Source organism: Streptomyces sp. NBC_01237 (genome assembly GCF_035917275.1).
GTDB lineage: Bacteria > Actinomycetota > Actinomycetes > Streptomycetales > Streptomycetaceae > Streptomyces.
Window position 1 is genome coordinate 4,580,466 of record NZ_CP108508.1, and the last position, 18,750, is coordinate 4,599,215.

Here is an 18,750-nt window from a genome sequence, read left to right on the forward strand (position 1 = left end):
CGCATGATCGGCCCCACGGCTCCGGTCGTCGTCACCGGACTGCTTCCCCCGGTCGCTTCCACAGGGAACCCGGGTGGTCCGGAACCGGTATCGGAAGATACGGAATCCCGTGCCCCAGTGGCAAGATCTGCTGACAGCAGGCTTTCTGACGACCCTTCCGGTGACCTTTCCGACGTACCCTCCGATGCCTCTTCTTCGGCAGTGCCGAATAGGAGTTCCGGCCCCGGACCATTGTCCGAATGCGAACGCTCCATCACCGCGGACAGCACCGGCGCGGCCCGGGGTCCGTGACCGCGACGCGGATGTCCCCGGCCCGGACATGTGACGTGTGACATGGGCAGGGGCGTGAGACGTGGACGCATCGCCGCGACGTGACGGGTGCGGGTCCGGGGGCGAGGCTCCGCCGCTGCTGCGCTTCTGGTCGAATCTGCCGTCTCACGCATCGGATTGATGGGGGAGAGGAGGCGTTCCCGCGACCTGGGGACGGTGCCGAACGGCCGGTCCCGGCTCCGCGGCGGGCGCCGCGCACGAGGCTGCCGTACGCGCGACGTATCCGGAACGCACCCGGAAATGAGGACGCCCGATCGCTGGCGACGGGGGATGCACCAGCGACCGGGCTTTTAGAACGGTAACAAGAGATCTGCCGTTCGCAAATTCGATCTCGCCTATTCGGACAGGGATTTACCTGTGAGTACGGGGAGTTGTGACGCGAGTCACCAGATGCCCACAGGTGTCGTCACTGTCAGCTGAGCGTCACTTGGCGGTTGGTGAGCCCGCCCCGCGCCCGGCGCTCCTCGGCGGTGAGGGGGGCGTCCGACGCGAGTGCCCCCGCCAGCCGTTCGGCGAACTCCACCGCGGGCTTCTCGCACGCCTCGGCGCCCATCGAGCTCGGCAGGTCCCAGACGGGGACCATCAGCCCGTGCGCCCGGAACGACCCGACCAGCCTGGTTCCTTCGCCGAGCGAGGAGGTGCCCGCGGCGTGCAGCCGGGCGAGGGCGTCGAGAAGCTGCTCCTCGGGGTGCGGCATGACCCAGCGCAGGTGGTTCTTCTCCGGGGTCTCGCACCAGTACGCGGCATCGACGCCGGAGAGCAGGGTGGTGGGGATCGCCGCGGCGTTGGCGCGCTCCAGGGAGGCGGACACCTCGGGGGTGGCGTTCTCCGCGTCGGGGACCCAGAACTCGAATCCGGAGTGGACGACCGGTTCGAACGCGGCGTCCGGGTCGAGCAGATCCTGGAGCCGCGGCCCGTCGGCCGGCACCCGGCGGGCGGCGACCGGGGAACCCGGCTCGGTCTCCAGCGCCCGTTGCAGGGTGTCCGCGAGGTCCCGGCTGAGGTCCCCGGAGGAGGTGTCGTTCTGGAGGGCGAGCAGGACGGTGCCGTCGTCGCGGCGCAGGGCGGGCCAGGCCATCGGCAGGACGGTCGCGAGCGTCACGGACGGCACGCCCTCGGGCAGCCCGCCCTTCAGCGTCAGTTCGGCGGTGGCGGCGGGCACCAGCTCACGCAGGGACACCCAGTCGCACTCACCGGCCAGGCCCTCGAAGGGGCGGTGGACGAGCTCGGTCACGGCGTGGGCGGCGGCGCGTCCATGACACGCCTTGTAACGGCGGCCCGAGCCGCACGGGCAGGGCTCACGGGCCCCGACCACCGGGATCTCACCGTCCTTGAGCTGCTGCTTCCCGGCCTTGGTCTGAGGGCGCTTCTTGGCCATGCTGGGCATTCTCCCGTTTGCGACAGTGCGGTCTCGGCGCGAGCCTAGCCGCACGTGCCGACCCTCAGCGGCACACCCGCGTGGACGACTGCCGCGACGGGGCGGGAAGCACTGCCGGAAAGTCTGCCGCGACCGTGCCGGAACGAGCGGCGCGACGACCGCGGAGCGACGACCGCGGGGAACCGCCGTGGAGCAACGGCCGATGGGCAACGGCGGAGGGGATTGCCCGGCCGGGTTCAGCTCGCGTCGTCGAAGGCGTCCACGAAGTCCAGGCCGTCGAATCCGGCCAGCCCTCCGAGCCCGCTGAGCCGGTGCTGCTTGGCGGAAACCTTGGAGGAGACCTTGGAGGCGACCAGGGCCCAGACGGTGACCTCGCCCGAGGAGCCGTCCCGTACGCCCCATTCCTGGGCAAGGGCGCTGATGATGTTGAGCCCCCGGCCGCCCCGTGCCGTCACCGAAGGGGTGGCCGGAATCGGGCGCGTCGGTCCGCCCCCGTCCGTGACCTCGACGGTCAGCCCGCCCTTTCTGTCCACGCGCCACGCGGCACGGATGTCACCGTCACCGACGTCGGCCTGCCGCCCCAGCGGTCTGCCGTGCCGATACGCATTGCTGAGAAGTTCGGAAAGGATCAGGACCGCGTCGTCGAGGACCGCATCGGATACCCCGTTGCCGCGCAACTGCTCGCGCATCCGATGTCTTGCCTGTCCCACGCCGGCAGGGCCATGGGGAACGGCCATGCTCGACGACGTGGGCACTTCTTGTGCCACCACAAACGCCACCCCCGAGACCTCCTTTGCCCCACGCCACGGATTGGATGCCCCGAGTGACCGGACCGGAAACCGGCCAAAGCATTACCGGTGACGCACTCGTAACGATCGGGCACGCAACGAGTGCGCCGGTGCACTCCCTGTAACTGATCTTAAAGACGGCCCAGTTGGGACAGGACCTGTTTCGGGCGATTTGTAATGATTGCCTCCACGCCGAGGCGCGCGCAGAGCTCGACATCCGCCGGTTCGTTCACGGTCCAGACGTGAACCCGGTGTCCCGCGCGGTGGAGCCGTTCGATGTACCCGGGGTGACTGCGTACGATCCGCATCCCGGGTCCGGCGATCCGCGCCCCGGCGGGCAGCCGTCCGTCGCGCAGCCGCGGGGAGACGAACTGCATCAGATAGACGGTGGGCAGGGTGGGCGAGGCGGCCTGCACACGGTGCAGCGAGCGCGCGGAGAAGCTCATGATGCGTACCGGCGAGGTGCCTTCGGCCGCAGGGGCGTCCAGGCCGAAGCGCTTGAGCAGCTGGAGGAGCCGCTCCTCGACCTGTCCGGCCCAGCGGGTGGGGTGCTTGGTCTCGATGGCCAGTTGCAGGGGCCGCCCGGCCGCCCGGGTCTCGGTGACCAGCTCCAGGAGGCGTTCGAGGGTGAGTACGGAGGTGAGCTCGCCCGGCACCGGATCCCAGTCCGGTGACTCCTCGCGGTCCTTCCAGGAACCGAAGTCGAGAGCGGCGAGGTCGGCGAGCTCCAGGGCGGAGACGGCGCCGCGGCCGTTGGACGTGCGGTTCACCCGGCGGTCGTGCACGCAGACGAGCTCTCCGTCCGCGGTGAGCCGGACATCGCACTCCAGGGCGTCGGCGCCGTCCTCGATCGCTTTCCGGTACGCGGCCAGGGTGTGCTCGGGGGCATCGTCGGAGGCCCCGCGGTGGGCGATGACCTGGATGGGCGTGTGCGGGGTGTGCTGCCGTGCGTGGGTCACCGAGTCATGGTGTCACCGTGACACGGCGGGTGCGCGCACGTTGTCATGGAGGACGGTTTTGTCTGATGTAAAGATTGGTGTGCGGATGCACAGGTCCTGCTTACAGTGGCCTGACGTGCTGTGGGAAAAGCTGACCGCAGACACGTGCACAGCGGATCTCTTGCCGAATGCCGAGTGGAACCGAGGAGTAAAGAGCTGTGAGCACCGAGAACGAGGGCAACGAGGGCACCGCGGTTCCGGCCGTACCGTCCGTTCCGTCCGCACCTCCAGTGCCGGCCGCCGCTCCTGAGCACACCCCTGACGGAGCCACGCCCCCGACGGCGGCCACCTCCGTTCCGGATTCCGGCGCGGACGCCACCACGTACCAGGAGCAGTCACTGCCCCAGTCGCAGCCGACGCCACCCCCGTCGCCCGCCCACCAGCCCTACCCCGCCCCGCAGTCCCCTGCCGCGGCGGGTGCCTGGCCGCCTCCCCCGCCCGCCGTCCCGTCGTACGCCGGTGGCGGCGGCGGTGGCCCTGTGTGGGGTGCCCCGGTCCCTCCGGCGCCGGACGCGCCGCGCAAGCCCCGTGCGAACGGTCTGATCGCGGCCGTGGCCGTGGCGGCGCTCGTCGCGGGCGGCATCGGCGGCGCCCTCGGCTTCTGGGCGGCCGACCGCAACGGCGACGGCTCCTCCAACGGGTCGACGACGGTCGAGGCCTCCGACACCCCGAAGGACCTCAGGCGCGCGGACGGCACCGTGGCCGGAGTCGCGGCGAAGGCACTGCCCAGCGTGGTCACCATCGACGCCCAGGGCGGCGACGGCGAGGGCGGTACGGGCACCGGCTTCGTCTACGACAAGGAGGGCCACATCCTCACCAACAACCACGTGGTGGCCTCCGCGGCGGACAGCGGCCAGCTGACGGCGACGTTCTCCAACGGCAAGAAGTACGACGCCGAGGTGGTCGGCCGGGCGCAGGGCTACGACGTCGCCGTGCTGAAGCTGAAGAAGCCGCCGTCGGGCCTCGCGCCGCTGGCGCTCGGCAACTCGGAGAGTGTCGCGGTGGGCGATTCGACCATCGCGATCGGTGCGCCGTTCGGCCTGTCCAACACGGTGACCACGGGCATCATCAGCGCGAAGAACCGCCCGGTGGCCTCCGGCGACGGCTCCAGCAACAAGAACTCCTACATGAGCGCCCTGCAGACCGACGCCTCGATCAACCCGGGCAACTCCGGCGGCCCGCTGCTCGACGCGGGCGGCGCGGTCATCGGGATCAACTCGGCGATCCAGTCGACCAGCGGCGGCAGCGCCGGACAGTCCCAGGCGGGCTCCATCGGTCTCGGCTTCGCCATCCCGATCAACCAGGCGAAGAACGTCGCCGAGCAGCTGATCAGGACCGGTCAGCCGGTCTACCCGGTGATCGGCGCGACGGTCACGATGGAGGAGAAGACCGGCGGCGCGGCGATCTCGGCCGAGGGCGCGGGCGGCACCGCCGCGGTCACCCCGAACGGCCCCGCGGCGAAGGCCGGTCTCAAGGCCGGCGATGTGATCACGAAGTTCAACGACACCGTGGTCGACAGCGGCCCGACCCTGATCGGCGAGATCTGGACCCGTAAGCCGGGCGACAAGGTCACGCTCACCTACAAGCGCGACGGCAGGACCGCGACGGCCGAAGTCACCCTGGGCGAGCGCAAGGGCGACAGCTGACCGGCTAGGCTGTCCCACGCGTCGAACCGGCCGCGGGGCCGGGCGAACCGTCGGGTCTCGGGGCTCGACGGGGCGATGACGCGGGGTGGGTTGCCCGAGCGGCCTAAGGGAACGGTCTTGAAAACCGTCGTCGCAGCGATGTGACCGTGGGTTCAAATCCCACACCCACCGCCATGAGTACGGCCCCTGACCGGGTGAAACGGTCGGGGGCCGTTTCGGTGCGCGGTGGTGCGGTGGGGTTCGTCCGGGACGATCGGCCGACTCGTTCCTGGGGCCTTGGTGCGAGGGTCGGCTCCCTCGGCTGGCAGGATGGCCAGCGGGGCGGAGCCGTAGCGCAGAGGTCGTCGCGCACGGTCTCCAAAACTGTGAGGACGCCGGTTCGAATCCGGCCGGTTCCGTCTCTCCCGCCGTGCCAGGGGCGCCTGTTGCGTCATCGGGCCATGGTCTCGGCGCGCCCACGGACCGGCCGAACTCCTGAGGGGCGGCCGCAGGAACGGTCGTTGGTCCGCTTCGGGCGGGGCGCGGCGTCAGGGCTGCCTCGGGGCGGTGGAAGGCGTCGGCCGGAGGGCGCCCAGGACCCGGGGCATCGTCTTCTTGCGGGTGATGATCAGTACCGGTACGCCGCCGTCCTCGCACTCCAGTACCCAGCAGTGGTGGTCGGGGCGGCCGGGGTCCGTCAGATAGGGCGGGCGGACGCGGACCGGGGTCAGGGTGGACGGGACCTCCCGGCGGAAGGCGGTGCCGGTCGGGTCGGGGGTCGACGCCAGGAGAGCCGGGCCGGCCACCAGGTAGCCGCCGGCGCCCGCGTACGGGATGTCGCCCAGGACCGTGCCCGGGAAGCAGTGTTCCGTGGTGGGCGCGGACGGTGTCACCGCGATGGTGTCGTCGCCGTCGCTCCTTCGGCGGCGCAGGAGCAGGGCGGTTGTCCAGCAGGCGGCCAGGACCACGGGGACGGACAGGCCGACGAGCCGGAACGCCGACCCGGCGCTGTCGGTCAGCCACGGTGCGGCAGCCGCGAGCGCCGTGAGGCAGAGCGCTCCCGCGACGGTGAGATTGACCTGCCAGGAGAAGGCTCGGACCGAGGTCCGTGAGCGCCGGGCCGCCACATACACGCCCGACGTGAGGAGCAGCCCGTAGAGGCCGAGGCCCAGGCCGAAGGCGCAGGGCAGCCGGTAGTCGCCGCGGGGGTCCGCGTTCGTGTACCGGCGTGTGGACTCGAAGTCGACGTACCGGATCCGGTCCCGCCAGTACGTGACGTCGACGCGCGTTCCCGGCCGGGTGACCGGGTGTTCGTCCGGGCTGCCCGGGAGGCGGGTGCGGGTGGATGTTCCGTCCGCCTCGGTGACGTACAGCCAGAACCGGGCCGTCTTCCGGCCCCGCTCCACTCTCCCGGCCCGGTCGATCCGTGCCTCGACGGTCCGCAGGCAGTCGTCGCCCCGGGCGCCCGGAACGCTGCCGTCCGACGCGCACCCGACCGCCGACCGGAAGGCACGTTCCTCGTCGAGTGCCCCGCGCGTGGGCACCAGCAGCAGCCACGTCGCCACCAGCACGCACAGGAGGCCGAACACCGAGGCGCCGAGTATCGCCGTGCGGCTGCTCCGGATGGGCGGGTCGGTCTTCGCGGGGGTCATCCGGGCATTGTCCGGCGGTGACGGCCGAGCGGAACACGGGTGAGGGCGGCACCTGTGAGGTGCCGCTCGCTGCCGGGAACCGGCAATGCGGACATGCCGCCCGGCCCGGTCGGCTGGCCGTGCGCTCAGCCGCGTCCGGGGCGGCCCGAGGTGAGGCGGGCGGCGGAGGCGATGGCGGCACGGGCCTCGTGCTCGGTGAGGCCGGTGCGGACGGCGGCATCGGTGAGGGCGTCCGCGAGTTCGTCGCCGAAGCCGTGTTCGTACGCGCGGCAGGCCGCCCAGAACAGGCGCGTGTTGCGCTGGCCCTCGTGCGCCGCGAGGACGAACTGGATCAGGCCCTGCCCCTGGCGCCCGCGCGCGGGGTGGCCCGAGGGGCGGGGAGGGTGCGTGGGGGGTGTGAGCAGGCGCAGGAGGGCGCGGGGGCAGGGCGCGGGGACGAGGCCGGCTGTGCCGGGGGCGAAGCGGTACATGCCGTGGGTGGTGACGGAGCCGGGGCCGACCAGATATCCGCCGGTGCCGCGGATGTCGATGCCGGGGGCGAGGCGGCCGGCCGAGTTCGGTACGGAGATGTCGGCGGGCCCGGTCAGCCAGAGGTGGCGGCCGCCGCTCGGGGTGAGCACCGTGACGGTCGGCGGGATCGTGAACAGGTGCTGGAAGGCCAGCTGTTGGAGGGCGGCCACGGAGTCGTTGCCGCCGGTGGTGTCGATGTCGAGATCGACACCGACGAGCCGGTGCGGGGCACGTCCGCAGGCGATGCCGTAGCCGGTGGCCCTGGGCGCGGCGGCGAAGAGGGCGCGCACGGCGGCGGGGTCGGTGGTGGCGTCGTGGACGCCGTGGCCGGGCAGGCCGCAGGCGCCCCGGCAGTGGACCGGCGGGCTCTCGCCGCGGTGGGGGGAGCGCAGCGCGGGGAGCTTGGTGGCGGCCAGGGGGAAGACGGGGAGCCCGCGCTCGGCGGCGGCGAGCGCATGGGCCAGGGCCAGGGTGGCGGTCTGCCGGTCGATGGTGGCCATGGATCTATTTTCGTACAAGCGTTCGAAGAAGGGAAGAGGGGCTCGGTCGCGGGGGCGGGTAAGAGGTTTATCAGTTGTTCCTCACGCTTGTGGGGGAATCGGTCAGGCGCCGGGATTCGCCCGGGGTCCGGTGGGCAACTTTGGTCTCGCGACGTCGTGACCAACGCCGGGACGGTCGGCCAACTGCCCCGGAATCAGACGCATATGTGCCGTATTTTCGGTTCCTGGAGGAATTGACATGGCAAGCACCCGTACCGCTCGCGTCCTCGCCGCTGTTGCCGCGCTGCCGCTCGCGGCCGCGCTCTTCGGTGGGGTGGCCGTGGCCGACAACGGCTCGTTCGCCAACGACGGATCGAACGCGGCCGTGGCGACGGTCGGCGGCAGCGGTGTCGGCGGCAACAACGGCGGCAACTCGTCCACGTCGCAGCAGCAGGCCGTCGGAGCCGGTGCGTCGAACCAGAGCAATTCGGCCCAGGTCGACGGCCCCGCCATCGCGCCGATCAATCAGTCCCATACGAACGTCGCGGTGCATTTCACTCCCTTCTGGTGAGCCCCCTTCCGGGGCCCCCTGGGGGGTGGGTCCCGGAAGGCCGAACGACGGCCCGCGGGGCGGCACTTCGGTGTCGTCGCGCGGGCCGTCGCGTGTGGTGCCGCGGAGGGCTGGGGTGCCGGGTGCGGTGTTGCGCGGTGCTGGAGTGCCAGGTGCGGTGTCGGGCGGTGCGGGGGTGCCGGGCCGTGGTCCGCCGGGTGCCCGTGTGGGACGGGGCGGGACGGGTGGCGGCGTGTACGGGTCGTGGCTCCGGTCTTGACAGGGCGAGTGAACCTGACGGACAGTCAGGAAACTGTCAGAGCCTTGATCCGTATGCCCGGGAGGCCCGCCACCGTGCACCTCGCCCCGACGGAGCGCCAGCAGCGGCTGCGCGCCGAACTCCGCACGTACTTCCGCGATGTGATGCCCGCGACGAAGGTCCGGGAGGGCGCCGAGCAGCGCCGTCTGCTGCGCCGCATCGGCGCCGACGGCATGCTCGGTCTCGGCTGGCCCGTCGAATACGGCGGACAGGGCCGGGGGCCGGACGAGCAGTTCGTCTTCTTCGACGAGGCGTACCGGGCCGGTGCCCCCGTCTCCATGGTCACGCTCAACACCGTGGGGCCGACCCTGATGAAGCACGGGACCGAGGAGCAGAAGGCGTACTTCCTGCCCAGGATCCTCAGCGGCGACCTGGTCTTCGCGATCGGCTACAGCGAGCCGGAAGCCGGTACGGACCTGGCCGCCCTGCGGACGAAAGCGGTGCGGGACGGCGACGACTGGGTGATCGACGGCCAGAAGATCTTCACCAGCAACGCCCAGCAGGCCGACTGGATCTGGCTCGCCTGCCGTACGGATCCGGCGGCGCCCAAGCACCGCGGCATCTCGATCGTCCTGGTGCCGACGAGCGCCCCGGGCTTCTCCTGGACGCCCATCGAGACGGTGGGCGGGCTGACCACGACGGCCACGTACTACGACGGCATCCGGGTCCCCGCCACCAACCTCGTCGGTGCCGAGAACGGCGGCTGGGGGCTGATCACCGACCAGCTGAACCATGAGCGCGTGGCCCTGGCCGCGATCGGGATGCAGGCCGAGGACTTCTACGGGGCGGCGCTCGCGCACGTCCGGACCCCCGACCCCGTGACGGGCCGGCGGCGGGCCGACGAGCCGTGGGTGCGGGCCCGGCTGGCCGAGGCGTACGCCCGGCTGGCGGCGACGCGCCTGCTCAACTGGCGTCTGGTGGGCTCCGTGGGGGCGGGGTCCCTGGCTCCCGGCGAGGCGAGCGGCGTGAAGTTCGTGGGGACCGAGAGCGCTGTCGAGGTGTACCGGATCTGCCAGGAGATCCTGGGCGAGGCGGCGCTGGTCCGCGGTGGCTCGCTCGGTTCCCTCGGCGACGGGGCCGGTGACGGAGAGCTGGAGCGGATGAACCGGGCGGCGCAGATCAACACCTTCGGGGGCGGGGTGAGCGAGGTGCAGCGGGAGATCGTCGCGACGATGCGGCTCGGCATGAAGAGGGGCAGGCGATGACGGGCGGCCCGGCGGGGCCGACGGGCGCGGCGGCCCCGGCGGACGAGCTGTACGGGCGGCTGAAGGCGTACGAGGGATGCTCCGCGGCCACGGCGGGCGTCGGCAAGGACCTGGTCAACGAGGCGATGATCCGGCACTGGTGCGAGGCGATGGGGGACACCGGGGCCGCGTACCGGGGGCCCGGCGCGATCGCCCCGCCGACGATGCTTCAGGCGTGGACGATGGGCGGTCTCTCGGGGCACTCGGACCGCTCACCGGCGTACGAGGAGCTGTTCGGCCTGCTCGACGGCGCCGGGTACACCTCGGTGGTCGCGACCGACTGCGAGCAGGAGTATCTGCGGCCGCTCCGCCCCGGCGACCGGATCACCTTCGACGCGGTCGTCGAGTCGGTGTCGCCGCGCAAGACCACCAAGCTGGGGACGGGCTACTTCGTCACGACCCGGATGGATGTCCGCGCGGGCGGGGAGCCCGCCGGGACGCACCGCTTCCGGATCCTCAAGTACACGCCCGCGACGAAGCGACAGGGCGGCGCGGGCGGGCCGCGTGGTGCGGACCAGCAGGGTGGCGCGGGCGAGCGGCGTGGCGCGGTCGAGCGGCGTGGTGCGGACCAGCAGGGTGGCGCGGGGACGGGGGCGGCGGCTCTGCGGCCCCGGCCCGTGATCAACCGGGACAACGCCGGATTCTGGGCGGGAGTCGCCGAACACAAGCTGCTGATTCAGCGGTGCGGCGACTGCCGGACGCTGCGATTCCCGTGGCTGCCCGGCTGCAACGCGTGCGGCGGCCAGGACTGGGACACCGTCGAGGCGAGCGGCGAGGGCACCGTCTTCAGTCATGTCGTGATGCACCACCCGCCGTTCCCCGCCTTCAGTGCCTCCGGTGAGGGCGGGCCGTACGCCGTGGGGCTGATCGAACTGGCCGAGGGCGTACGCATGGTCAGCAATGTGATCGGTGTGCCGTACGACGAGGTCCGCACGGGCCTGCCGGTGCGGCTGGAGTTCCTGCGTACGGACCCCGGTCTGGAACTGCCGGTGTTCCGCGGGGACCCGGTCTTCCGCGGGGACCCGGGGGGCCTGCGGGACTCGGGGGACCTGCGGGACCCGGGGAACCTGCGGGATCCGGGGGAGAGCGTCCGGGAGAACTTCCGAGAGAGCGAGGGGTGACATGGACTTCACGCCCACGGAGGAGCAGTCCGCCGCGCAGGGGCTCGCCGCGCGGATCTTCGGTGATCTGTCGACGCCCGAGCGGCTGGCGGCGGCCGGGACCGGCACGGACACGGAGCTGTGGAAGGAGCTGTGCGCGGCGGGGCTGCCCGCAGCCGTCGAGGACATCGGGCTGCTCGGCCTTGTGCTGCTCCTGGAGGAACAGGGCCGGACCACGGCGCAGGTGCCGTTCGCGGCCACCTGCGTCTATGGCGTGCTGGCGGTCGCCGAGCACGGCACGGTGGAGCAACGGGAACGGCTGTTGCCCGACCTGTACGACGGTACGGCCGTGGCGACCGGGGCCTTCCCGGCGCGGAGCGGCGTGCGGTCGGGCAGTGGCAGTGGCGGTGGCGTCAGCGGGGGAAGCGGGGGAAGTGCGGGAAGCGCGGGGGCGGGGCTCAGCGGGGTGGTGCCCTATGTGCCGTGGCTGAGGGACGCGACCCATGTGCTGGTGGCCGATGCCGATCAGTGCCTGTGGATCGTACGGACCGGTGACGCGGGGGTGACGGTGCTGCCGGTGGACACCACGGCTCCGTGGTCCGCGGGACGGCTGGTCCTCGACGGCGCGCCCGGCGAACGGCTGGGCGGGGCGGGCGGGTCCGACGGAGGGGCCCGTACGGGAACGGGAACGGGAACGGGAACGGCCACGGGTACGAGCGTGGGCGCCTACGCGTCGGTGCTGGCCGCCGGGCGTACGGCGTTCGCCGGTCTGCAGGCCGGGGTGTGCGCCGGTTCGCTGGCGCGGGCCGTCGAGCACACCGCGACCCGCGAGCAGTTCGGCCGACCGCTCTCCACCAACCAGGCGGTCCTGCTGCGCGCCGCCGACGCACACATGGATGTCGAGGCGATCCGGGTGACGACGTACGAGGCGGCGTGGCGCAGGGATCACCAACTGACCTGCTCGACACAGGCGTTGACGGCAGCCTGGTGGGCCTCGGAGGCCGGGAAACGTGTCGTGCACGCCGGGCAGCATCTGCACGGAGGGACCGGCGCCGACCTGGATCACCCGGTCCACCGGCACTTCCTCTGGGGCCGGCAGCTCGACGCGTATCTGGGGTGCGGCAGTGAAGTACTCCAGGAGTTGGGCCTGTTGCTGACGGGCACCGCCGAGGAGAGGGAGTCATCGTGAAGCGGGCGGACGGGCGCGGTGCGCGGGTGGGCGACGCCTTGGCGCCCCTGGAGATTCCGGTGACCCGGACCCTGATCGTCGCGGGGGCGGTGGCCTCCCGGGACTACCAGGACGTGCACCATGACGCCGAGCTGGCCCGGGAGAAGGGCTCGCCGGACATCTTCATGAACATCCTGACGACCAATGGCCTCGTCGGCCGTTACATCACCGATCACTTCGGTCCTTCCGCGGTGCTGCGCGGAGTCGCGATCCGCCTGGGTGCGCCCAACTACCCGGGCGACACGATGGTGTTGACCGGGACCGTCACCGCGCTCACCCCCGGTCCCGTGCCCGTCGCCGAGGTGGCGGTCGTCGGTACGAACGGCCTGGGCCGCCACGTCGCCGGAACGGTCACCGTCGCTCTGCCCGCCGTCCCCGAAGCTCCCGTCGCCATCGGTCCCGCCACCTCCGACGCGTCCGTGCATCCCCTCTCCGACGCTTCCGCTCCCGACGCCCGGCCGGAGGTGACGGGATGAGCGTGCGCAGGGCGGATTCGCTGGGCGGGAAGGCCGCGATCGTCGGCATCGGGGCGACCGAGTTCTCCAAGGACTCCGGGCGCAGCGAGCTCACGCTGGCCGTCGAGGCCGTGCGGGCCGCGCTCGACGATGCCGGCCTGTCGCCCTCCGACGTCGACGGTCTCGTCACCTTCACCATGGACACCAGCCCCGAGATCACCGTCGCCCAGGCGGCCGGCATCGGTGAGCTGTCGTTCTTCTCCCGTATCCACTACGGCGGTGGCGCGGCCTGCGCCACCGTCCAGCAGGCGGCCCTCGCCGTGGCGAGCGGGGTGGCCGACGTCGTCGTCTGCTACCGCGCCTTCAACGAGCGCTCCGGGCGCAGATTCGGCTCCGGCGTGCAGCGGCGCGAGCCCACCGCCGAGGGCGCGGCGCTCGGCTGGAACCTCCCCTTCGGGCTGCTCACCCCCGCCTCCTGGGTGGCGATGGCGGCCCAGCGCTATCTGCATACGTACGGGCTGACGCCGGACGTCTTCGGCCACGTCGCGGTCACCGACCGGCGCCATGCCGCGCGGAACCCGGCCGCCTACTTCTACGGGAAGCCGATCACGCTCGCCGACCACGCCGCCTCGCGCTGGATCGTGGAGCCGTTGCGGCTGCTGGACTGCTGCCAGGAGACGGACGGCGGTCAGGCGATCGTCGTGACCAGCACCGAACGCGCCCGGGACCTGCCCGGGACGCCTGCGGTGATCGTCGCCGCGGCCCAGGGCGCGGGGCGGGCCCAGGAGCAGATGACCAGCTTCTACCGGGACGGGCTGACCGGGCTGCCGGAGATGGGAGTGGTCGCCCGGCAGCTCTGGCGGACCTCCGGGCTGTCTCCCGCCGACATCGACGTGGGCATCCTCTACGACCACTTCACCCCGTTCGTCCTGATGCAGCTGGAGGAGTTCGGCTTCTGCGGGCCGGGCGAGGCCGCCGGTTTCGTGGCGGGCGACGAACTGCCGCTGAACACTCACGGCGGTCAGCTGGGCGAGGCGTATCTGCACGGGATGAACGGCATCGCGGAGGCGGTCCGGCAGATCCGCTCCACCTCGGTCAACCAGGTCGCCGGTGCGGCCAGGACGCTGGTCACCGCGGGCACCGGCGTCCCCACCTCGGGGCTGATCCTGGGCAGGGACGACTGAGTGCCTTAGGTTTCCCGCCCCGGACGCGTAAGGCCGGGTACACCCGCGGCCGGGCGGACCAGGCCCCCGCGTACGACTCGGGGGTGGACCCTGACGGGCGGTGGTGGCCCCTCCACCTACAGGAGGTGTAGTCCGCCCCGCCCCTACAACCTGAGGCGGACCCGGCTTCGGGACCTGGGGCCGATCCCCCGGGCGGTGCCCGCTCCTAGCGTGGAGACATGACCACGCCAGTCTGCACGGGCGCCTCCAGGGCAGCCGCTGCCGCCTCCGGACACCCGCCCTACGCGTCGTTCTCGTCGTACGTACGGGCGCGGGGCCCCGTACTGCTGCGAACGGCCCGCTCGCTCACCGCGAACCCCTGCGACGCGGAGGATCTGCTGCAGACCGCGCTCACCAAGACGTATGTCGCGTGGGAGCGGATCGAGGACCACCGGGCGCTCGACGGCTATGTCCGCCGGGCCCTGCTGAACACCCGCACCTCGCAGTGGCGCAAGCGCAAAGTCGACGAGTTCGCCTGCGACGAGCTGCCCGAACAGGAGAGCGTCCCGGCGCCGGACCCCGCCGAGCAGCAGTCGCTGCACGACGCGATGTGGCGCGCCGTGCTGAAGCTCCCGGACCGGCAGCGGGCGATGGTCGTCCTGCGCTACTACGAGGATCTCAGCGAGGCCCAGACGGCCGAGGTGCTCGGAGTGTCCATCGGTACGGTCAAGAGCGCCGTGTCCCGGGCGCTCGGCAAGCTCCGTGAGGACCCGGAGCTGACGCCGGTCCGCTGACGCCGGTCCGCTGACGCCGGTCCGCTGACGCCGGTCTTCCGGCGCCGGTCCGCTGACGCCGGTCCCTTGGCCCGTCCCTTGGCCCATCCCTTGGCCCGTCCCTGGTCCGTCCGCTGATCCGGCGCGGTGGGCGAAGTGGGGTCCGAACCGTCCCCGAAGCCCGATTCCGCCGACCGGCACCGATTCGTACGCCCGGAAGTAGTGACATACCGCGTGGTATGTGAGCAGAATCAGCGGAACCTTACTGCCGCGTAGCGCCCACCGGGAGGACGCCGTGCTGAGCACCATGCAGGACGTACCGCTGACTGTCACCCGCATCCTGACCCATGGGATGACCATCCACGGGAAGTCGCAGGTCACGACCTGGACCGGCGAACCCGAGCCGCAACGACGCACCTTCGCCGAGGTCGGCGCCCGCGCCACGCAGCTGGCCAACGCCCTGCGCGACGAGCTGGGGGTCGACGGCGACCAGCGGGTGGCCACCCTCATGTGGAACAACGCATGTAAAACACTTCCCGCATAGCGCGGGTACCGTATGACAAGCAGAACGGCCCCGGAGTCTTCGTCACTCCGGGGCCGCTCTCATGACTCAACGCTGCTGTGGGACGCCCTTGTGGCAACCGCACACACACCCAGCACGCGCACACATGCCGTGCCCCTCAGCCGCGCTCATCAGCCGTGCCGCCCGACAATGCGGGCTCTCGGCCTGCTCGCCGATCGTGGCTTCGTACGCGGACAGCGCCGCGTCAACCCGGGCCACCCATAGATCCGTAGCCACCCGCGCAAACTCTTTCAGGCGCAGCAAGATCGGGCACGGGCCCGACGCGCGGTTGCATGCCTCGCAGTTCGCGGTGTGGTCTATCACCGCCCGGTGCATAACCGCGTCGTCCGTCACCGGCAGCTGCGGAATCGAATGTCTCACCACGTCACCACCGCCCACACGACTTTTCCGGCCGCGCGCTCGTCCGTGCCCCAGGTTGCGGCCATGTCTGTGACCAGAAGCAGCCCGCGCCCGCGGCTGCGCTTGGTCGACAGTGGCCGGATGCGTGGAGTCTTGCAGCACCCGTCGTGCACCTCGATTCGAGCGTGATGCGGCTCGGCCTCCACCACCACCCGGATCAAGGTGTTTGGGGATGGCGCTCCATAGAGGATCGCGTTGGTTACCAGCTCGCTGGCGATGATTTCGAGGGTGCCGAGCGCATCCTCCGGTACGGCCGGCTCCTGGTAGGCCACTGCGGCTCGTACGTATTTACGAGCAGGCCGGACGGATTCGGGAACAGCCGCAACGATCAGCTGGGGCGGCACCTCGGGCAGCGCGCAGGCGCCGGGCGGCGGTAGGGCGGTCATCATGCGGACCCCTTGAGTCTGGCCGATCCGGACCTCTCGCGGCCGTGTCGGCGCGGATGGAAATCTGACATCATCGTGCGACCCATACAGTGACGAATGCAAGTGTCCTACGAGTGAAATCAGAATTTGCATATGCCGGGTAGAACGGCTGTAGGAAGGGGTGTCCAGAGGTGACAGCACGGCGCGGATCGCGGCAGACTGATGCTGACCACACGGCGAGAGGGCAGGGATTCGTGAGCGCACCGACAGTCAGACGGCGGCAGCTCGGCCGCACTCTGCGGGCACTCCGCGAAAACCTCGGGCTCAAGCAGGACGACGTAGCGGCCCGGTCTGGTGGCAAGCTCAACGGGGCAAAGATCAGCCGAATCGAGACTGCCGTGACTGCGGCGACCGCCGCAGACGTGACCCTCATCCTGGACGCCTGCGGAATCGAAGACGATGACACCCGATCTGGACTGCTCCGCCTCACCCGCGACGGCGCACGGCGCGGATGGTGGCAGTCGTACCGATCGGTTTTGTCTCCCGCCTACGAGGACCTGATCAGCCTCGAATCGGAAGCCGAACAGATCAGCACTTGGCAGCCAGTCATGATTCCGGGTCTGCTTCAGACGGGCGAGTACGCCCGCCAAATAATCGCGGCCACCGCCATGGGCGACGCAATTGCCGAACGCGTGACCGCCTTGGTTGAGGTGCGACTCGCCAGGCAAGCTGTGCTGACGCGGCACGAACCGCTGACCTTGTGGGCGATCATTGGTGAAGCCGCTCTTCGTACCCGTACGGAGGACGCGCGGATCATGTCCGAACAACTTGCGCGGCTGCTTGCGGCATCCCGGTGGCCCAACGTCACGATTCAGATTTTGCCTTTGAGTGAACCGCCGCACGTTGGCCAGACCGGCGCCTACTCAATCCTCGGGTATGGCTCTCACGCCAGCCTCGACGTGGTGCACATCGAGTCACTGACACAGGCGTTGTACGTCGAGGGACGCGACAACGTCGCCGCGTACCAGGACGCTATCCGCGCGCTGCGTGCTCGGGCACTATCAGCTGCCGACTCTGCCGATTTGATCACACAGATTAGGGACCAGAGATGACCATCCTTTCCGTAGCCCCCGATGCGTCTGCCCTCGCCGTGACCTGGTGGAAGTCGTCGCGCTCGGCCGCACAGTCCGACTGTGTGGAGTGCGGCATCATCAGTGCCGACGCAATCGCCGTCCGCGACAGCAAGGCGCCGACTGGCCCCGCCCTGATCTTCGGCCGCAGCGCCCTCGCGGCCATGGTCGACGCGGTCACAGACGGCACCCTGTAGACCACCCTGGACGCACGAAAGCGCCCCCTTCCGCGCCAGGCGGAAGGGGGCGCGGTCACTTCTGGGAGAGCTGCCACAGGGCCAGGGCGAGGCTGACAACACCGACCAGCGCGGCCAGGGACGGCAGCGGCCACCGGGCGCGTTCGAGGGCGTCAAGCCGCTTCTCGTGGTCCTCCAGAGCCCTATCGGTCTGGTCGCCGCGCTGTGCGACCAGGGCCAGCGATCCGTTGACCGTGGCGAATCCGGTCTCCATCGTGCCGCGTAGCTTCTCCAGCTCGACGGCGACGGCGGCCGGGTCGGACGGGGTGGGGATGGTCACGGGCGGTCCTCGACCAGGCCGAGCCCGACGCGGTCGAGCAGCTGCTCGACCGCGGGGAGCGCCATGACGCGGGCGAGGCCGGCCGCGACGGCGAGGGCCCCGACGACCCACGGCAGGGACTCGGGGATGCCGGACGCGGCGACGATCGCGGGGAGCGCGACCGCGACGCCAACGGCGGCCTGGATGGCGGTGCGGATCGTGCGCCTGGTGCTCGACTTCATGGTCACTTCTTCTTCCCGTAGGCGACGGTGTGGAGTGCGGCCCACCCGCGCGGGCCGATGGCGGGGTCGTAGTGCAGACCGGCGGCGCGGTACGCGGGGTGCGCCTGGTGGAAGCGTGCGACGGCGGTCTGTGTGGCGGGCCCGTACGAGTCGGCCTCGGGGATGCCCTTGGACATGAACCCGGCGGCCTTGAGCGCGCGCTGAAGGCCGCGGGCCGACGGCGCCTTGCGGCCCGGTGCGAGTCCCTTCGGGAAGGCAGGCGGCGCGTACGGCTTCGGCTTGGGCTTGGGCTTCGAGGGGGTGCTCGGCGTGGTCGGCTTGTCGTCGTCGAGCAGCTGCTCGACGCGGGCTCGGATGCGCGCCATGGTGAGCGCGGGCCCGTCCGGGGCGCCGATCGGGCCCCGCGGGTCGACCTTGCCCGGCTGCCACTCGGAGTGACCGATCACGGACGCCGCGCCCCACCCGTGCGCCCGGCAGATACCGGCCGCGGCGCGGGCGATGGCCTCGACCTGCTCGGCCGGCCACGGGTCGCGGCCGTCGCCGAGATTGACGCACTCGAACCCGTAGAAGTGCCTGTTCCCGTCGGTGTTGGCCTCATTGTCCGCGGGGAGTCGCTTCTCGGCGATGACGGCGCGCAACACGTCGTCGTCGCCGAGTCCCGCGTGATTCGCCCGACCGCTCGCGATCAGGTGAACAGTGCCGGCCTTGTCGATGACGCCGTGGCACAGCGGGCCCGGCAGGGCGCTGTGTCCGGCGCGGCAGAGCTCCACGGTGTGGGCGGTGCCTTGGGTGACGGTGTGGTGGATCATCACCCCGTTCACCGGCCCCCAGGGGCCTTTGTGGTTGCGGTTGTGGGTACGCCAGTTGCCGACCTGGACGACGGTGAGCCCTTCGTCCTTGAGGGCCTTGAGCAGCCGGTCGGCGGTGAGCGGTGTGGACATGAG

At 71.2% G+C, this 18,750-nt stretch carries 19 protein-coding genes, 2 tRNA genes and 1 pseudogene; 13 read left to right on the plus strand and 9 right to left on the minus strand.

What is annotated here, in order from left to right; genetic code table 11:
- Positions 1–742: 742 nt before the first annotated feature.
- From OG251_RS20110 to OG251_RS20120, 3 genes are all read right to left on the minus strand, one after another.
- A complete protein-coding gene (locus OG251_RS20110; protein WP_266804517.1) occupies positions 743–1,708 on the minus strand; it encodes a DUF5926 family protein in 966 nt (321 codons plus the stop codon).
- A 236-nt stretch (positions 1,709–1,944) separates the two neighbouring features.
- Entirely contained in the window at positions 1,945–2,487 is a 543-nt protein-coding gene (locus OG251_RS20115) for an ATP-binding protein (protein WP_442818351.1), read from the minus strand.
- A 140-nt stretch (positions 2,488–2,627) separates the two neighbouring features.
- Entirely contained in the window at positions 2,628–3,455 is an 828-nt protein-coding gene (locus OG251_RS20120; protein WP_326678490.1) for a glycerophosphodiester phosphodiesterase, read from the minus strand.
- A 197-nt stretch (positions 3,456–3,652) separates the two neighbouring features.
- On the opposite strand from OG251_RS20120, the gene OG251_RS20125 reads away from it, so the two are divergent.
- The 3 genes from OG251_RS20125 to OG251_RS20135 all read left to right on the plus strand — a co-directional run bounded on the left by OG251_RS20125 (position 3,653) and on the right by OG251_RS20135 (position 5,538).
- Positions 3,653–5,140, plus strand: coding sequence for a S1C family serine protease (locus tag OG251_RS20125; protein WP_326678491.1), 1,488 nt, complete (start codon positions 3,653–3,655; stop codon positions 5,138–5,140).
- Positions 5,141–5,224: 84 nt separating this feature from the next.
- A tRNA-Ser gene (locus tag OG251_RS20130) sits at positions 5,225–5,314 on the plus strand.
- Positions 5,315–5,463: 149 nt separating this feature from the next.
- Positions 5,464–5,538, plus strand: a tRNA-Trp gene (locus OG251_RS20135).
- 129 nt (positions 5,539–5,667) lie between these two features.
- Here OG251_RS20135 and OG251_RS20140 read toward each other — a convergent pair.
- Together OG251_RS20140 and OG251_RS20145 are read right to left on the minus strand one after the other, a co-directional pair.
- Positions 5,668–6,771 carry a hypothetical protein gene (locus OG251_RS20140; protein WP_326678492.1) on the minus strand — a complete coding sequence of 368 codons (1,104 nt, stop codon included), beginning with the start codon at positions 6,769–6,771 and terminating at the stop codon, positions 5,668–5,670.
- A gap of 125 nt (positions 6,772–6,896) precedes the next feature.
- Positions 6,897–7,781: a bifunctional DNA primase/polymerase gene (locus OG251_RS20145; protein WP_326678493.1), complete on the minus strand. Its 885-nt coding sequence runs from the start codon at positions 7,779–7,781 to the stop codon at positions 6,897–6,899.
- A gap of 238 nt (positions 7,782–8,019) precedes the next feature.
- Between OG251_RS20145 and OG251_RS20150 the strand changes: the two genes are divergently transcribed.
- The 8 genes and pseudogenes from OG251_RS20150 to OG251_RS20185 form a co-directional block, all read left to right on the plus strand.
- The gene (locus tag OG251_RS20150; protein ID WP_326678494.1) at positions 8,020–8,331 is read left to right on the plus strand and encodes a hypothetical protein; all 312 of its coding nucleotides are present in this window, start codon (positions 8,020–8,022) and stop codon (positions 8,329–8,331) included.
- A 333-nt stretch (positions 8,332–8,664) separates the two neighbouring features.
- Entirely contained in the window at positions 8,665–9,834 is a 1,170-nt protein-coding gene (locus OG251_RS20155; RefSeq protein ID WP_326681326.1) for an acyl-CoA dehydrogenase family protein, read from the plus strand.
- Complete coding sequence (locus tag OG251_RS20160; protein ID WP_326678495.1) at positions 9,831–10,994, plus strand: bifunctional MaoC family dehydratase N-terminal/OB-fold nucleic acid binding domain-containing protein; 1,164 nt, start codon at positions 9,831–9,833, stop codon at positions 10,992–10,994. The genes OG251_RS20155 and OG251_RS20160 overlap by 4 nt, the downstream gene beginning before the upstream one ends.
- 1 nt (position 10,995) lies before the next feature.
- The gene (locus tag OG251_RS20165) at positions 10,996–12,162 is read left to right on the plus strand and encodes an acyl-CoA dehydrogenase family protein (protein WP_326678496.1); all 1,167 of its coding nucleotides are present in this window, start codon (positions 10,996–10,998) and stop codon (positions 12,160–12,162) included.
- Positions 12,159–12,677, plus strand: a complete 519-nt coding sequence (locus tag OG251_RS20170) for a MaoC/PaaZ C-terminal domain-containing protein (protein ID WP_326678497.1) — start codon at positions 12,159–12,161, stop codon at positions 12,675–12,677. Before OG251_RS20165 ends, OG251_RS20170 begins: the two co-directional genes overlap by 4 nt.
- Positions 12,674–13,840 (plus strand): lipid-transfer protein, encoded by a 1,167-nt coding sequence (locus OG251_RS20175; RefSeq protein ID WP_073727571.1) that lies wholly within the window; start codon positions 12,674–12,676, stop codon positions 13,838–13,840. Before OG251_RS20170 ends, OG251_RS20175 begins: the two co-directional genes overlap by 4 nt.
- Positions 13,841–14,058: 218 nt before the next feature.
- Positions 14,059–14,613, plus strand: coding sequence for a SigE family RNA polymerase sigma factor (locus tag OG251_RS20180; protein WP_326678498.1), 555 nt, complete (start codon positions 14,059–14,061; stop codon positions 14,611–14,613).
- 274 nt (positions 14,614–14,887) lie between these two features.
- Positions 14,888–15,115: pseudogene (locus OG251_RS20185) on the plus strand (fatty acid--CoA ligase); the annotation flags it as partial.
- 416 nt (positions 15,116–15,531) lie between these two features.
- Here the strand turns inward: OG251_RS20185 and OG251_RS20190 are convergent.
- Complete coding sequence (locus OG251_RS20190; protein ID WP_326678499.1) at positions 15,532–15,963, minus strand: ATP-binding protein; 432 nt, start codon at positions 15,961–15,963, stop codon at positions 15,532–15,534.
- A 230-nt stretch (positions 15,964–16,193) separates the two neighbouring features.
- Here OG251_RS20190 and OG251_RS20195 point away from each other — a divergent pair, with 230 nt between their 5' ends.
- Both OG251_RS20195 and OG251_RS20200 read left to right on the plus strand, forming a co-directional pair.
- Positions 16,194–17,051 carry a helix-turn-helix domain-containing protein gene (locus OG251_RS20195; protein WP_326678500.1) on the plus strand — a complete coding sequence of 286 codons (858 nt, stop codon included), beginning with the start codon at positions 16,194–16,196 and terminating at the stop codon, positions 17,049–17,051.
- Positions 17,048–17,266: a DUF397 domain-containing protein gene (locus OG251_RS20200; protein ID WP_326678501.1), complete on the plus strand. Its 219-nt coding sequence runs from the start codon at positions 17,048–17,050 to the stop codon at positions 17,264–17,266. The genes OG251_RS20195 and OG251_RS20200 overlap by 4 nt, the downstream gene beginning before the upstream one ends.
- A 55-nt stretch (positions 17,267–17,321) precedes the next feature.
- Here the strand turns inward: OG251_RS20200 and OG251_RS20205 are convergent, their stop codons facing one another.
- The 3 genes from OG251_RS20205 to OG251_RS20215 are packed head-to-tail and all read right to left on the minus strand — an operon-like array spanning position 17,322 to position 18,747.
- Positions 17,322–17,585, minus strand: coding sequence for a hypothetical protein (locus tag OG251_RS20205; RefSeq protein WP_326678502.1), 264 nt, complete (start codon positions 17,583–17,585; stop codon positions 17,322–17,324).
- Positions 17,582–17,806: a hypothetical protein gene (locus tag OG251_RS20210; RefSeq protein WP_326678503.1), complete on the minus strand. Its 225-nt coding sequence runs from the start codon at positions 17,804–17,806 to the stop codon at positions 17,582–17,584. Before OG251_RS20210 ends, OG251_RS20205 begins: the two co-directional genes overlap by 4 nt.
- Positions 17,807–17,808: 2 nt before the next feature.
- Complete coding sequence (locus OG251_RS20215; protein ID WP_326678504.1) at positions 17,809–18,747, minus strand: N-acetylmuramoyl-L-alanine amidase; 939 nt, start codon at positions 18,745–18,747, stop codon at positions 17,809–17,811.
- Positions 18,748–18,750: the final 3 nt, after the last annotated feature.